Annotated in this window: 11 protein-coding genes; 8 read left to right on the forward strand and 3 right to left on the reverse strand. The window is 47.8% G+C overall.

Translation table 11 applies throughout. From position 1 onward, the window contains the following. The first annotated feature begins 72 nt into the window (after window positions 1-72). Window positions 73-1,572: a CYTH domain-containing protein gene (locus tag CWC33_RS08725; protein WP_100692315.1), complete on the forward strand. Its 1,500-nt coding sequence runs from the start codon at window positions 73-75 to the stop codon at window positions 1,570-1,572. Continuing rightward, the gene (glnE, locus tag CWC33_RS08730) at window positions 1,572-4,436 is read left to right on the forward strand and encodes a bifunctional [glutamate--ammonia ligase]-adenylyl-L-tyrosine phosphorylase/[glutamate--ammonia-ligase] adenylyltransferase (protein WP_100691625.1); all 2,865 of its coding nucleotides are present in this window, start codon (window positions 1,572-1,574) and stop codon (window positions 4,434-4,436) included. Before CWC33_RS08725 ends, glnE begins: the two co-directional genes overlap by 1 nt. On the opposite strand, the gene lpxL is transcribed toward glnE, so the two are convergent. Together lpxL and tolC are read right to left on the reverse strand one after the other, a co-directional pair. Continuing rightward, window positions 4,420-5,346: an LpxL/LpxP family Kdo(2)-lipid IV(A) lauroyl/palmitoleoyl acyltransferase gene (gene lpxL / locus CWC33_RS08735; protein WP_100691626.1), complete on the reverse strand. Its 927-nt coding sequence runs from the start codon at window positions 5,344-5,346 to the stop codon at window positions 4,420-4,422. The two genes, glnE and lpxL, sit on opposite strands and share 17 nt — an antisense overlap. A gap of 100 nt (window positions 5,347-5,446) precedes the next feature. Next, window positions 5,447-6,820 carry an outer membrane channel protein TolC gene (gene tolC, locus CWC33_RS08740; RefSeq protein ID WP_058576159.1) on the reverse strand — a complete coding sequence of 458 codons (1,374 nt, stop codon included), beginning with the start codon at window positions 6,818-6,820 and terminating at the stop codon, window positions 5,447-5,449. 221 nt (window positions 6,821-7,041) lie between these two features. Between tolC and CWC33_RS08745 the strand changes: the two genes are divergently transcribed. From CWC33_RS08745 to rraB, 6 genes are all read left to right on the forward strand, one after another. Then, window positions 7,042-7,659: an NUDIX domain-containing protein gene (locus tag CWC33_RS08745; RefSeq protein WP_100691627.1), complete on the forward strand. Its 618-nt coding sequence runs from the start codon at window positions 7,042-7,044 to the stop codon at window positions 7,657-7,659. 8 nt (window positions 7,660-7,667) lie between these two features. Beyond that, on the forward strand, window positions 7,668-8,135 hold the full coding sequence (locus CWC33_RS08750) for a DUF1249 domain-containing protein (protein ID WP_100691628.1): 468 nt from the start codon (window positions 7,668-7,670) through the stop codon (window positions 8,133-8,135). A gap of 65 nt (window positions 8,136-8,200) precedes the next feature. Then, a complete protein-coding gene (gene parE, locus CWC33_RS08755) occupies window positions 8,201-10,093 on the forward strand; it encodes a DNA topoisomerase IV subunit B (RefSeq protein ID WP_088767658.1) in 1,893 nt (630 codons plus the stop codon). Between the two features lie 24 nt (window positions 10,094-10,117). Beyond that, window positions 10,118-12,355 (forward strand): DNA topoisomerase IV subunit A, encoded by a 2,238-nt coding sequence (gene parC / locus CWC33_RS08760; RefSeq protein ID WP_100691629.1) that lies wholly within the window; start codon window positions 10,118-10,120, stop codon window positions 12,353-12,355. A 15-nt stretch (window positions 12,356-12,370) separates the two neighbouring features. Next, window positions 12,371-13,096, forward strand: coding sequence for a 1-acylglycerol-3-phosphate O-acyltransferase (locus CWC33_RS08765; protein WP_100691630.1), 726 nt, complete (start codon window positions 12,371-12,373; stop codon window positions 13,094-13,096). Beyond that, window positions 13,093-13,476 carry a ribonuclease E inhibitor RraB gene (gene rraB, locus CWC33_RS08770; protein ID WP_100691631.1) on the forward strand — a complete coding sequence of 128 codons (384 nt, stop codon included), beginning with the start codon at window positions 13,093-13,095 and terminating at the stop codon, window positions 13,474-13,476. The genes CWC33_RS08765 and rraB overlap by 4 nt, the downstream gene beginning before the upstream one ends. A 20-nt stretch (window positions 13,477-13,496) precedes the next feature. Here the strand turns inward: rraB and CWC33_RS08775 are convergent, their stop codons facing one another. Then, window positions 13,497-13,934 carry a hemerythrin domain-containing protein gene (locus tag CWC33_RS08775; protein WP_100691632.1) on the reverse strand — a complete coding sequence of 146 codons (438 nt, stop codon included), beginning with the start codon at window positions 13,932-13,934 and terminating at the stop codon, window positions 13,497-13,499. Between the last annotated feature and the right edge of the window lie 125 nt (window positions 13,935-14,059).

A 14,059-nucleotide genomic window follows, 5' to 3' on the forward strand; every position in this document is an offset into this window, starting at 1 on the left:
CCTATGTTTGTTGACCCTAAGCCGCCAAGCCAGTACCTTTACTTTAACTTTCACCCGCTTCGGAATGCGTCAATGTCACAAGAACTTGAGTTAAAACTACTGATTGCTCCTGAAAAACGAGACCAAGCACTAAAAGTGTGCCAATCACTGGCGGATGCCCGCTCAGGAAACACGCAAAAAACACAGTTAGAACTCAGAAACAGTTATTTCGACACATCCGATTTGCGTTTGCGTCAGTTTGATATGGGATTACGCATACGCAGCCATAAAGATCAAAAAGAACAAACGATTAAGTTGGCCGGTCGGGTTATGGGCGGCATGCATCAACGGCCGGAGTACAATGTCAATGTTGAGAGCGAAAAGCCCGACTTAACATTATTTGATAGTGAGATTTGGCCCGACGACTTTCCGGTTTATGACATTCAGCGTGACTTAGAAACCATTTTTGTTACCGATTTTACCCGTACCCGCTGGCGACTACCCAGCGGTGATGGCGTTATTGAGATGGTGCTGGATGAAGGACACATTCAGGCCGGGGAGCGTTCAGAAACGCTTTCTGAAATTGAATTAGAACTGCAGGGCGGTTCGATAGATGATGCGTATCATTTAGCGCATCAGTTGGTGACTAAAGTGGAAGCGAAAGTGGGCTCGCTGAGTAAGGCGGCCCGTGGCTATATGCTGGCCGGTAAGAGTCTGCTAGAGCCGTTTACGCAGATGCATTACGTCCCTTTGGAAAATGACTTCACCATCGGTCAGGCATTATACCGAGCGGTTGAGTATGGATTAAGACACTGGCAACACAATGAGTCCTGTTTGCTTTTTAACCCGAGCGTTCGCGCCGTTCAGGGCCTTGCTGATGGTATTCAATTAGTGCGAGTTGCGCTGGAGCAATTGATTGAGCTTGGTGTTGGCGAGCGTCAACTGTTAACTAACTTGGCTAAAATCACCGAGCAGTTACAGTGGCTGAGAAACTTTGAAGGGCTTGATGAGCTAACGGCAGAAGATGGAGCCTACCATAAAGCCTTAAAACGTTATGAAAAGCTGTATGAAAGCTTGCAGAACAGCCAGGAAGACGTGATTCGATTGAATGAAGTGGCAGACGTTGTGGCGTCGACTCGCTATCAGCAAACTGTATTAAAATTGTCTCAGTTTTTAATCGAAAACGAAATGACCGAAGAGCTGTCGCAGCCGGTAACGCCATGGTGCAGTCAGTTGCTCAAAAGTGACTGGCAACTGGTTCAGACCGCATTTTCTGAACATGAGCGGTTGAACGAAGAAGGTTATTTAAAGCTTTTGAAGCCACTACAGAACAGCTTGCTCATGGGGACGTGTTTTGGTGAATTGTTTGACGATGACCTACGGGAAAAATTCCGTTTACCCTGGCAGGATTTAGCGCGCGGCATTCGGGAAATTACCGCGCTGCATATTTTGCACGAACGCATCAAAGAGCGTGACGACGATGATCTTGAGCGTTTGCTGGAGTGGCAGAAAGTGCAACGAGAGTCCTTATTGAAGGCGCTGGAGTATTCAAGAAAGGCGGCGTTAAAGCGTGATCCGTACTGGTTTGCCTAATGCTTATACTGAATGACTACTTAGAAAAACACAGTGAATCGGCGTGGGAGCGATTTATTGAGGTCAACAATGTTTCGATAACGGAACCTCAGCAGCAGCTTTTGCGCTCGCTCTTCGCAGTAAGCCCTTTTATTGCAAGGGTCGCAGAACGTTACCCTACCCAATTACTGACGGACTTTTTTGCTTCAGAAAATGATATAAGCCTGGATAGCTCAGATACCTATGAAAGCAGCCTCAGAAGATTGCTTGAGGAGTGTAAAGACGACCGCCGAGCCAAATACAAACTGCGTGAATACCGGCATTGCATTATGGCGAAATTGGCGGCCGCTGATATTTTGGGTCAGCTCTCGCTTTCTGAGGCACTTGAACACTTCAGCGTGTTTGCCGACGGGGCTATTCAAGAAAGTTTGCAATGGGCTTTTAAACGATTACAAGAGAAACACGGCACACCAATAGGCAATGATGGCGAGGCGATGCCAATGCTGGTTATTGGTATGGGCAAGTTAGGTGGGAAAGAGCTTAACTTCTCGTCTGATATTGATCTTATTTTTGCGTACCCTGAGCAAGGCGAGACTCAAGGACCAGGACGTAACTTAGAGCATAGCGTGTTTTATAAACGACTGGCACAGTTGCTGATTGCGCTGCTTGACGAAACCACTGCCGATGGGCAGGTGTTTCGGGTCGATATGCGCTTGCGCCCTTTTGGTCAGTCGGGTCCGCTGGTTACCAGTATGAATGCGCTGGAGCATTATTATCAGGAGCAGGGACGCGACTGGGAGCGCTATGCAATGGTAAAAGCCCGCCTGATTGGGGCAAGCGATTCGGACGAGAAAGCGTTCTATGATTTGATACGCCCGTTTGTTTATCGTCGCTACATTGATTTTAGTGCCATAGAATCGCTTCGTAAAATGAAGCTGCTGATTACTCAGGAGACACGGCGACGGGGAGTTAAAAATAATATCAAGCTTGGCGCCGGAGGTATTCGGGAAGTCGAGTTTATTGTTCAGGCGCACCAACTGATTCGTGGGGGACAGGAAAAGAGTCTACAAACACGCTCCTTGTATACAGCAGTTAAAGGCTTGATTGAATTAGAGCTGATTGACAAGGAGCGGGCTGACATGCTGATGCGAAACTATGAGTTTCTGCGCACCATAGAGCATCGGTTACAGCAAATCGATGATGCACAGACTCAGCAACTGCCAGACGATGAGCTTGGGCAGGAGCGTTTACGCTGTATGCTGGGCGAAGATGACTGGGCATCAGTTCAACAGCGTGTTGACGATTGCATGGCGAGCATTCACGAGGAGTTTCAACAAGTCGTTGGTGAGCAGTCAGAAGAAGACGAAGAAGAGCAGTCGTTGCAAGTGCTGTGGCAGGATATGCTGGACGATGATGCGGCGATTGAGATCCTGGAAGCGGAAGGGGTTGATGAGCCGGAGAGTTTATGGCGCTTGATTCATAATTTTAGGCAGGAAAGTCGTCGCCGAAGTTCAGGCCCCAGAGGGCGTGCGGCGATGGCAAGGCTAATGCCGATGATGCTTCGTCACGCTGTGCAGCACCAACATCCTGAGCGCCTGCTTGAGCGGCTGCTGTCTATTATTAAGGCCATAATGAGTCGCACTGCCTACATAGAGCTGCTGGCAGAGAACCCTGGGGCACGGGCGCAGCTTTGTAAGTTATGTATGGCCAGCCCCTGGATTTCCAACCAGCTGGCACAACACCCTTTGTTACTCGATGAGCTCATCGATCCGCAGCAACTTTATACGTTGCCGGAGTCGAAAAACTATGATGCGTTGCTTCGTGAGTACTTAGTTCGTATTCCTGAGCAGGATCTGGAAACGCAAATGGATGCGCTAAGACAGGCAAAACAGGCTTTGCAGTTAAAAATTGCAGCGGCTGATATTAGTAACGTGCTTGAACTCATGAATGTTAGTGATCACTTAAGCGCGCTGGCAGAAGCGATTATTAACGAGGTGATAGGGCTGGCTTGGCATCAATTGACTCAGAAGCATGGTAAACCTGAAGGAACCAGCGTTGATAATACTGGCTTTGGAGTTATGGCCTACGGCAAGCTTGGTGGCGAAGAGCTGGGGTATGGCTCTGATCTCGATTTGGTGTTTGTTACAGATTCTAACTACGAAGGCTTAACTGACGGCAATAAACCGATTGAGGTTCAGCAGTTTTATTTGCGCTTGGCGCAGCGGGTGTTGCACTTGTTTACGACCCGAACCGTCGCTGGGGTGTTATACGATGTTGACTTACGCCTGCGTCCGTCGGGTCAATCTGGACTGTTGGTCACGCGAGTAAACTCTTATGCTAAGTATCTACATGACGATGCATGGACCTGGGAGCTGCAGGCGTTAGTACGGGCACGTCCTGTGTACGGCAGCAGGGGAATAAGAGATACTTTAGCGGATGTACGTCGAGCTGCCTTGATGCAGCCGCGCGAAGACGCGCAGCTGAAAAAAGAGATTGTCTCCATGCGGCAAAAAATGAAACATCATTTGTCGGTAAGCCGAACGGACGCTTTTGACTTAAAACAAGATGATGGTGGCATTGCCGATATTGAATTTATTACCCAATATCTGGTTCTCAAATACGCTCATACGCACCCAAGTTTATGCCGCTACAGTGATAACATTCGGCTGTTAATAGAAGCTCAGCAAGAGCACCTGCTGGATGACGTTGATGCTCAGAACCTAGTGAATGCATTTCAGATATTTCGCTGTGAGAGCCACGCACTGGCGCTTCAGGGCGAACAGCTGTTAGAAAAACACAATTTAGACGCCGAACGCCAAGCGGTTATTCATTGCTGGAACAAACTGCTTGGCGATACGGATACTGGGTCTACTGATAATAGCTAGGCATATCAGGCTCTGGCCGTGTTTTGAAGCGGCGGTGTACCCAGAGATATTGCTCGGGCGCTTTTTTCACGGCGTCTTCGACCAAGGTGTTGACGTATCTGGCGTCGACTTTATCGTCCCCGGTTGGGAAAGCTTCAAGTGCCGGTTCGTAATATAAGTCGTAGCCGGTACCGTCTTTGCGACGAACACAGCGAGAGACCAGCACTTTGCAATTTGGCGCTTTGGCAAACAACATAGTGCCGGTGGTTGTGGAAGCGTCCGGCACTTCAAAGAACTTAACGAACTCAGTACGACGGCGGCCGTAATCCTGGTCAGGTAAGTAACCGGCAATATCACCTTTAGACAGAGCTTTTAGCATGCCCTTAACGTCTTTACGCCGAATCATGTACTTGTTTGAGCGGGCTCGTCCACGGGTTTGCAGAAACTCCATTACCGCATTGTTGTGCGGCCGGTATAAGCCAACTGCCGGCTCAACGAAGCCGTGCAAGCGCGCATGCACTTCCAGACTTAGGAAGTGAAACAACAGTAATAATACGCCGCTGCCGTCTTCCTGCGCTTTACGTAAGTTTTCCTCACCGTGAATATGTAGTTTGCGACGAATACGCCAGTCCGGCCACCACCACGCCATGCCGACTTCAAAGTAGGCAATGCCGGTGTTTTTCATGTTCTCGGTGACCAGTTCCTCAATGCTGTCGTCGCTGTATTCGGGAAAGCACAGCTTTAAGTTGGTGCGCGCTATATTCACACGGCGGGGCATGACCTTTTTAAACAACAAGCCAAGCCCACGCCCCATGGCCAGCTGCATACGATAGGGAAGCCAAGACACGGTATAAAGAATGAGAACGCCGAGCCAGGTAAGCCAAAACTTAGGGTGTAAAAAATAGAATTTAAATGTCGGTTGTTCGATCACAACAGGAACCGTTGTTGCTTATTAGATTGTTGCGGATAGTAACATAGAATTAAGGGAGGCAGGCACCACTAACGGGACGTGGTGCCTGTGGTCAGCGGAGTTAGTCCGCTGCAGTTCCTTCAACGTCCTCTGACAGACTGCTGTTAATTGCCAATAGGTCGTTTTCCTGAAGCTGTCCTGCCGCTTGCTCTAAACGTAGCATTTGGCGAATATAGCCATAGCGAGCTTCTGATAAGTTACGCTTAGCGTTATACAGGTTTTGAGTGCTATTCAGTACGTCAACGATAGTACGGGTACCGACTTCAAAACCTGCCTCTGTTGCTTTTAAGGCACTTTCTGCTGAAACTACAGACTGCTGGAATGCGCTAATACTGGCAATTGACGCAGATACTTCGTAGTAAGCGTTACGCACTTCACGCTCAATTTGACGACGGGTCTGAACCATTTGCTGGCTACTTGCTACGTAGTTGTCACGCGCCTGAGACACTTCAGCTGAGGTGCGGAAGCCTGAGAAAATAGGTACGCTGACGTTTAGACCAATTGAACGGCTATCAAGACGGCCCGTATCTGGGGATGGCTCACCTTGTATTGTTCTATCGATATCATTGGCTGAATAGTTCGCTGATAATGACACGGTCGGGTAGTGACCCGCTTGCTGAAGCTTAATTTGCTGTTCAGCAATCTCAACCTGCACCATGCTCTCTAATAAGCTTAGATTACTATTTTCCGCTTTCTTTACCCATTTCATGACATCTTCCGGTGCAGGGTCACTGGGCGAAAAGGTTTCGGTGTCTAATGCGGCCAGCGTCTGTGGGTATTGCCCAGTGATTTCACGAATGCTTTCGTAAGCAATTTCTACGGCATTACGAGCCTGAATTTCACGGGCGACGGCGCTGTCATATTGTGCTTGTGCTTCGTGCACGTCAGTAATGGCGGTTAAACCAACAGAGAAACGTTGTTTGGTTTGCTCAAGCTGACGTTTAATGGCTTTTTTCTCGGCTTCAGCAAATGACAGGTCGTCTTTTGCCTGAAGTGCCTGGAAGTAAGCGTTTACAACACGCAGCATTAATTCCTGCTGAGCATTACTGTATGAAATCTCGGCTTGATAGGCTTGCTTTTCAGCAATGTCAGCGTTTTTCCAGACGCTCCAGTCAAAGATACTTTGGTTTAAAGTAACGCCTGCTTGCCAACCACTACTATCTATTGCAAATTTCTGGATTTGATTGTTAACAAACTGTGGCGAGTCACTCGTAGACTCACTATAACCAGCTTCACCGTTAACCTGTGGTAAGAACCCTGACTTGGCAATATCGACGCCTTTTTGGGTTGCATTACGTTCAGCCGCAGCTCTTAACAACGTAGGGTCGTTATCAACCGCTAAACGATAAATTTGAGCTAAATCTTCCGCATTTGACGTAAAAGAGACTGTAGTTAATGCAATTCCTACAGCCGCTGACAAGAGGTGCTTTTTCATGGTAGTCAGTGTCCCGTTGCTTGACATGCAATAGTCTTAAAATGATTGCGCGTTAGTTTACATACAGTATTGAATGATTACCAGTGTAATTGATTCACGCTGATAATTTAAGCAAAACATGGTTTCAGAATCTGCTCAAGTGTAACAGAATGTTTGCTGTATAGTAGATCAGAAAGCAGGCTTTACTCTCATATCAGAAAAAGTTGAAGCGAGAAGGTGAAATGGCGTCAAGATTGACTCGAAAAGATGTTGAACTCGATAAAAAACAGCCGCTTTATGAAGGCTTTTTGTCGGTTTATAAATACAAACTCAAACACCGTTTGTTTCAAGGCGGCTGGAGTCAGCCAATTGAGCGTGAATTGATGGAGCGTGGCCACGCTGTCGTGGTGATACCTTATGATCCTGTTCGCGACGAGTTAGTCGTGCTGGAACAGTTTCGGGTAGGTGCATTAGATGACCCTAACGGACCTTGGCTATTTGAATTTGTCGCAGGCATGTTTGACGCTGATGAAAGTGCTGAAGAGGTCGCAACACGAGAATTAAAAGAAGAAGCAGGACTGGAAGCCAAACAGTTGATTTACGCAACCAGCTACTACTCGAGCCCGGGCGGAACCGATGAGAAACTGACCATTTATATTGCGGAAGTCGACACGAGTTTAGCGGCTGATTTTGGTGGCCTCCCTGAAGAAGACGAAGACATTAAAGTGCATGTGTTACCGAGTAAAGATGCTATTGGTATGTTGGAGCGTGAGGAAATTAATAATGCCGCCAGTGTAATTGGGTTACAATGGTTGCTATTGCATCGAGATAGTGTGTTTAGAAATAAGCTGAGCTTGTAAGGGGTGATATGCAGCAGCGTTACGTTGTCGACGTGGCAGAGTTACACCGGTTGAATGAGCTGAACTATGCCGCTTTGTTACCTTTTGTGCCGGATGAAGATGACTCGACTAAAGCAGAGGTCATTATTCAAGCGGGCGAAGGCTTGGTGTTTGTGGTAAAACGTGTCGACGATTCGCGTTACACAACGGATATTTCGATCGAGCAACTAAAGCCTAGCTGGGCGGATTATTTGCGCGCCAAAATGACGGTGCGCCTATACCATGACGTGCGTATGGCGGAAGTCTTAAAAACGCAGGGTATTACAAAGCTAGAAGTGCATTATCGTCAGCCGAATAAAGACATGCGACACCGCGATGAAAAGTACCAGGCGAATCAATTTTTGTCGGACTGGTTGCAACTGTGCCGTAAGCAAGGTCGAATCCAACCAGAGCTGAGCGAGTCAGTGCAGAAATTTATGCCTTACTACTTCAAATAGACGACGGTTAGCGGTAAATTGTCAGTCAACTTTGCGGAGCGAGCTACAACAAAAAACAGGGACTCATGACAGACTACAAATCCGATTCTATTGAGGTGCTGAATGGCCTAGAGCCGGTTCAGCGCCGCCCCGGTATGTACACCGATACCACACGGCCCAATCATTTAGGTCAGGAAGTTATTGATAACAGTGTGGATGAGGCGCTTGCCGGTCACGCTAAAAGCTTAGTGGTTATTCTACACACTGACCAATCCTTAGAAGTCATGGATGACGGTCGTGGTATGCCTGTGGATATTCACCCTGAAGAAGGGGTTCCGGGTGTCGAGCTTATTATGAGCAAATTGCATGCGGGCGGTAAGTTCTCGAATAAAAACTACCAGTTTTCCGGCGGTCTGCATGGTGTTGGTATCTCTGTTGTTAACGCGCTGTCGAAGCGTGTTGAGCTCACCATTAAACGAGATGGTCAGGTGTATGAAATGGCCTTCGAAAATGGCGACAAAGTCTCTGAACTAGAAGTCACCGGCACCGTTGGAAAGCGCAATACCGGAACCAAAGTCCATTTTTGGCCAGACGCTCAGTATTTTGATTCCTCAAAGTTCTCTGTTACCAAGTTGAAGCACCTGCTTCGGGCGAAGGCGGTGCTATGTCCCGGGTTAAGTATTACCTTCAAAAACAAGGTAGATGACACCGAAGAAACCTGGTTTTACGAGGACGGCCTGACCGATTACCTGATTGAAGCGGTAAAAGAGGTTCCTACTTTGCCGGAAGACCCGTTTAATGGATCTTTTAGCTCGCAAACCGAAGGGGTTGAATGGGCGGTAACCTGGTTGCCGGAAGGCGGTGAGGGCCTATCTGAGAGTTATGTAAACCTGATTCCAACGCCGTTAGGTGGTACCCATGTAAATGGCTTACGGCAAGGTCTCTTAGAAGCTATGCGTGAGTTCTGTGAGTTCCGTAACTTGCTGCCAAGAGGGGTTAAGCTAACACCTGATGATGTGTGGGAACGTTGTTCTTATATTTTATCCACAAAAATGCAGGATCCGCAGTTTGCCGGACAAACCAAAGAGCGTTTGTCGTCGAGACAATCTGCCAGTTTTGTTTCCGGAGTCGTCAAAGACGCATTCAGCTTATGGTTGAATGAGCACACCGAGCAAGCTGAATTATTGGCTGACGTTTGTATCAGTAACGCTCAGCGTCGCTTGCGAGCAAGCAAAAAGGTTGTTCGTAAGAAAGTTACTCAGGGGCCTGCGTTACCGGGTAAGTTAACCGACTGCTCTAGTCAGGATCCATCCAATAGCGAATTATTTTTGGTTGAGGGTGACTCGGCCGGTGGTTCAGCGAAACAGGCTCGCGATCGAGAGTTTCAGGCCGTCATGCCACTGCGCGGAAAAATTCTAAATACCTGGGAGGTGGACCCGGAGCAAATTCTGGGGTCACAGGAAATCCATGATATATCTGTTGCTGTCGGCGTCGATCCAAACAGTGTTGATTTGGACAAGTTGCGTTACGGTAAAGTTTGTATTCTTGCGGATGCCGACTCTGATGGGCTTCACATTGCGACTTTGCTGTGTGCACTGTTTGTGAAACATTTCCGGCCACTGGTTGAAAATGGCCATATTTTTGTTGCCATGCCGCCACTTTATCGAATTGATGTCGGTAAAGAGGTGTTTTACGCCCTTGATGAAGATGAAAAGCAGGGCATTTTGGATCGTATTGAAGCCGAGAAGAAAAAAGGCAAAATCAATGTTCAACGTTTCAAAGGCTTGGGCGAGATGAACCCATTGACGCTTCGTGAAACGACTATGGATCCGAATACACGTCGATTGGTGCAGCTGACAATAGATGACGCTGAAATGATGGAAGAACTGATGGACATGTTGCTGGCGAAGAAACGTGCGAGTGATCGCCGTACTTGGCTGGAAAGCAAAGGTAACATGGCCGATTTGGCTGAACTGTAGGCTGCTAAGCAAGGAGAAGTGAGAATGTCGACGGAGATTACCGAAACACGCCCCCTCAGCCGCTTTACTGAAGAGGCCTACTTAAATTATTCCATGTACGTCATTATGGACCGGGCATTGCCGCATATTGGTGATGGTTTAAAACCGGTTCAGCGACGTATTATTTATGCGATGTCAGAGCTGGGCTTATCGGCTTTAGCGAAATATAAAAAATCCGCTCGTACAGTGGGTGATGTGCTGGGTAAGTTTCATCCTCACGGTGACAGCGCATGTTACGAAGCTATGGTGCTCATGGCGCAGCCATTTTCGTACCGACATCCGCTGGTGGATGGCCAGGGTAACTGGGGTTCTCCGGATGACCCTAAATCGTTTGCGGCGATGCGTTATACCGAAGCGCGACTGTCTAAGTTTAGTGAAGTCTTGCTGAGTGAGTTAGGGCAGGGCACCGCTGACTGGATACCGAACTTTGATGGCACCATGAAGGAGCCGAAAGTTCTACCGGCGCGACTCCCCCATATTTTACTGAATGGCGTGACAGGCATTGCGGTCGGTATGGCGACGGATATCCCGCCACATAATGCTCGCGAAGTGGCCAACGCTTGTGCCATGTTGTTGGAAAAGCCAAGTAGCACACTTGAAGACATCATGGATGTGCTAAAAGGGCCAGACTACCCGACTGATGCAGAAGTCATTACGCCTGCCGAAGACATTAAGAAAATGTACGAAACCGGTCGCGGTAGTATAAAAATGCGAGCGTCTTATGAAGTAGACGACGGTGAAATTGTGGTTACTGCGCTACCACATCAGGCTTCCGGCGCCAAAGTGCTGGAACAAATTGCGCAACAAATGCAGGCGAAGAAGTTACCGTTGGTGTCTGATTTACGTGATGAGTCGGATCATGAAAACCCGACACGCTTAGTGATTGTTCCCCGCTCCAATCGCGTTGACACGGAACAACTGATGAATCACTTGTTCGCAACCACTGACTTAGAAAAACAGTACCGCGTTAACTTGAATATTCTGGGGCTGGACGGCCGTCCGCAAGTTAGGCCGTTGGTGGGACTTTTAAAAGAATGGCTCGAGTTCCGTCAGCAGACGGTCACCCGCCGCTTGCAATACCGTTTAGATAAAGTACTGGCGCGTCTTCATATTTTGGAAGGCTTGCTCATTGCGTATCTAAACTTAGACGAAGTTATTGAAATTATCCGTACGGAAGACAAGCCTAAAGAGGTTCTGATGTCGCGCTTTGCGCTGTCAGACAAGCAGGCAGAAGCCATTCTTGAGCTGAAATTACGGCACTTAGCGAAGCTGGAAGAGCAGAAACTGAAAGGTGAACAAGACGAGCTGAGCAAGGAACGTGAGCAACTTGAAAAAATTCTGGGCTCAGACCGTCGCCTGAAAACGTTGATTCGCAAGGAACTGCTTGCCGATGCCGAAACTTATGGTGATGAACGTCGCTCGCCGTTGGTTGAGCGTAATGAAGCAAAGGCATTAAGTGAGCGCGATCTCACGCCGGCAGAGGCAGTTACCGTTGTACTGTCTAAGAAAGGCTGGGTGCGTAGCGCGAAAGGCCATGATATTGACGGTGAGAAGCTTAGTTATAAATCGGGTGACAGCTTCCTTGGGTCAGCCGAAGGGAAAAGCAACCAGCCAGTTGTATTCATTGATAGCTCAGGCCGGAGCTTTTCGTGCGAAGCTCATTTGTTGCCATCGGCGAGAAGCCAGGGCGAACCACTAACCGGGCGCTTCAGTCTGGTGTCAGGTGAAACGGTAGAGCATGTACTGATGGGGAAAGACGACAGCTGCCTGCTGCTTGCATCGGATGCTGGTTACGGTTTTGTCTGCCAGTTTAGTGATTTAGTCAGTCGTAACAAAAATGGCAAGGCGATTATTACCTTACCAACCGGTTCAAAAATACTCTCTCCGACATCGGTTAACAGCATTGAAAATGACCGTGTTATCGCTGTATCAAATGAAGGTCGTATGTTGGTTTTCCCGGTAGCTGATTTACCGCAGCTCAGTAAAGGGAAAGGGAACAAAATTATTAATATCCCAGCGTTAAGAGCTCAGTCGCGGGAGGAGTATGTGGTGGCCTTGGCGACAGCCGCACCGGACAAGGCGGTAACGTTAATGGCCGGAAAACGCAAACTGACCTTGAAGCCGGCTGATCTCGAGCACTATCTGGGTGAGCGTGGACGCCGAGGGAATAAACTGCCCAGAGGCCTTCAACGAGTCGACGATATTGTCGTTGAAGATGAGTAAGGCTGAGGGTTTGTTATGTTAGCGGTGCTGAGGTGGTTGTTTCTAGGTGGATTTATCGTTGTTTTTGGTGTCGTTGGCTGTTTATTTTGTATTATTCGGCCCTTTCATCGAAACAACACCTATCGGTTCGCCCATATCTTTGGTTGGGCGACTCGAGTGCTTGGGTTGAAGATTGAAGTAACACGGCACCCCGATATTGAACACGGTGGCCCTTATGTTTTTGTCTGTAACCACCAGAACAGCTGGGAGATATTCACGATAGCCGCGATGCTGCCAAAAAATACGGTCACTTTGGGTAAGAAAAGTCTGCGTTGGATACCGTTTTTTGGCTGGCTGTACTGGCTGGCCGGTAATATTTTTATCGACCGTAAAAATGCGGGTAAAGCACACGGTACAATTGCTCAAACAGCGAACGCGATAAATCAGCGAGATATCTCGGTGTGGATGTTTCCGGAAGGCACCCGCAGCTATGGCAGAGGACTATTGCCCTTTAAAAATGGTGCTTTCCATACAGCGTTTCGGGCTCAAGTCGATATTGTTCCTGTTTGCGTGTCAGAGCTGCATGGTAAAATTAAAATGAACCGTTGGAACAATGGTGTATTAAAAGTCGCTTTTCTTGAGCCTATTCGCATCGCAAACTACCAGAAAGAGAACTTGCGCGACTTAAGCCGCCACTGCCATGACATTATGGACAGCAAAATTAATCAGTTAAACGAACAAGTGAAGAAGGAAAGCGAATGAGCCAGTCTCTGAATGAGCTACTTGAGCAAAGCGAACAAACTATTAACGCACTCATCAGTGACGGTGCTGAGCCTGACGTTCTTTATGAGATTGAGCACCATCTTGCTTCTACAGACTTTACCAAGCTAGAGAAGGCCGCAGTGGAGTTGGTTAAGCTAGGATACCATGTAGATGATGCTGATGAGTTTGATGACGAGCAGGGTAAGCGCTGGTTTGCATTCATCGCTGCAACGGATGCGGAACTCGATAATAATGTGTTAGCGCGTCAGGTAAGAGAAATTGCGGATGTTGCTGAAGAGTGCGATGTTGAATATGACGGCTGGGGCACCATGCTGGATGACGATGAACTGGATGAAGAATACGATGATGGAGAGGAGTGATCCTCTCCACCGTCAATTTGTTACAGCCCTTTTTCTTTCATCATTTCTCGATACTCTTTACCTAAAGACTGCTTTTCAGAGTCCTCTAAAACCTTTCCAGCTTTCTGGAAGAACCCTTGTTCCTCGTCTTCCAAATGATGCAGTACTTTATGCTTTAGGTTTTTAAGGTGTTGCAGCCAACCGGGAGACGACATATCCGTTTTTTCTAAGGCCTCAATAAGCTCGTCAATTTCATGGTGTTCAGCAATGCCGTGGCGAGACATATCAATGGTCGTATCGTCTTCAATTAGCGGGTTATAAAAATAACGTTCCTCCGCAGCCGCATGCTGCTCCAACTGTACTTTTAATTGCTGGTAATACTGTTCACGCTCAGGTTCATTGCCTGACGTGTCGAGTAAAAGATCCAATAATTGACGCTGCTTGTCATGATCAACTCGTAATTCTTCAAAAATAGTCATGGCTTTCTCCCTAGCTATGGTATTCGTCGATATAAAGGTTGTTACGAGCCAATGACAAAAATAGATTAAATGCAGACAAAAACGCCCAGCCAATTGGCCGGGCGTTAACTATCAGTCAAACTCTA

Source organism: Idiomarina sp. X4 (genome assembly GCF_002808045.1).
Lineage (GTDB): Bacteria > Pseudomonadota > Gammaproteobacteria > Enterobacterales > Alteromonadaceae > Idiomarina.

Coding starts and splice junctions, on each gene's coding strand:
- CWC33_RS08725 (WP_100692315.1), top strand. CDS start 73: ATGTCACAAGAACTTGAGTTAAAACTACTGATTGCTCCTGAAAAACGA.
- glnE (WP_100691625.1), top strand. CDS start 1,572: ATGCTTATACTGAATGACTACTTAGAAAAACACAGTGAATCGGCGTGG.
- tolC (WP_058576159.1), bottom strand. CDS start 6,820: ATGAAAAAGCACCTCTTGTCAGCGGCTGTAGGAATTGCATTAACTACA.
- CWC33_RS08745 (WP_100691627.1), top strand. CDS start 7,042: ATGGCGTCAAGATTGACTCGAAAAGATGTTGAACTCGATAAAAAACAG.
- CWC33_RS08750 (WP_100691628.1), top strand. CDS start 7,668: ATGCAGCAGCGTTACGTTGTCGACGTGGCAGAGTTACACCGGTTGAAT.
- parE (WP_088767658.1), top strand. CDS start 8,201: ATGACAGACTACAAATCCGATTCTATTGAGGTGCTGAATGGCCTAGAG.
- parC (WP_100691629.1), top strand. CDS start 10,118: ATGTCGACGGAGATTACCGAAACACGCCCCCTCAGCCGCTTTACTGAA.
- CWC33_RS08765 (WP_100691630.1), top strand. CDS start 12,371: ATGTTAGCGGTGCTGAGGTGGTTGTTTCTAGGTGGATTTATCGTTGTT.
- rraB (WP_100691631.1), top strand. CDS start 13,093: ATGAGCCAGTCTCTGAATGAGCTACTTGAGCAAAGCGAACAAACTATT.
- CWC33_RS08775 (WP_100691632.1), bottom strand. CDS start 13,934: ATGACTATTTTTGAAGAATTACGAGTTGATCATGACAAGCAGCGTCAA.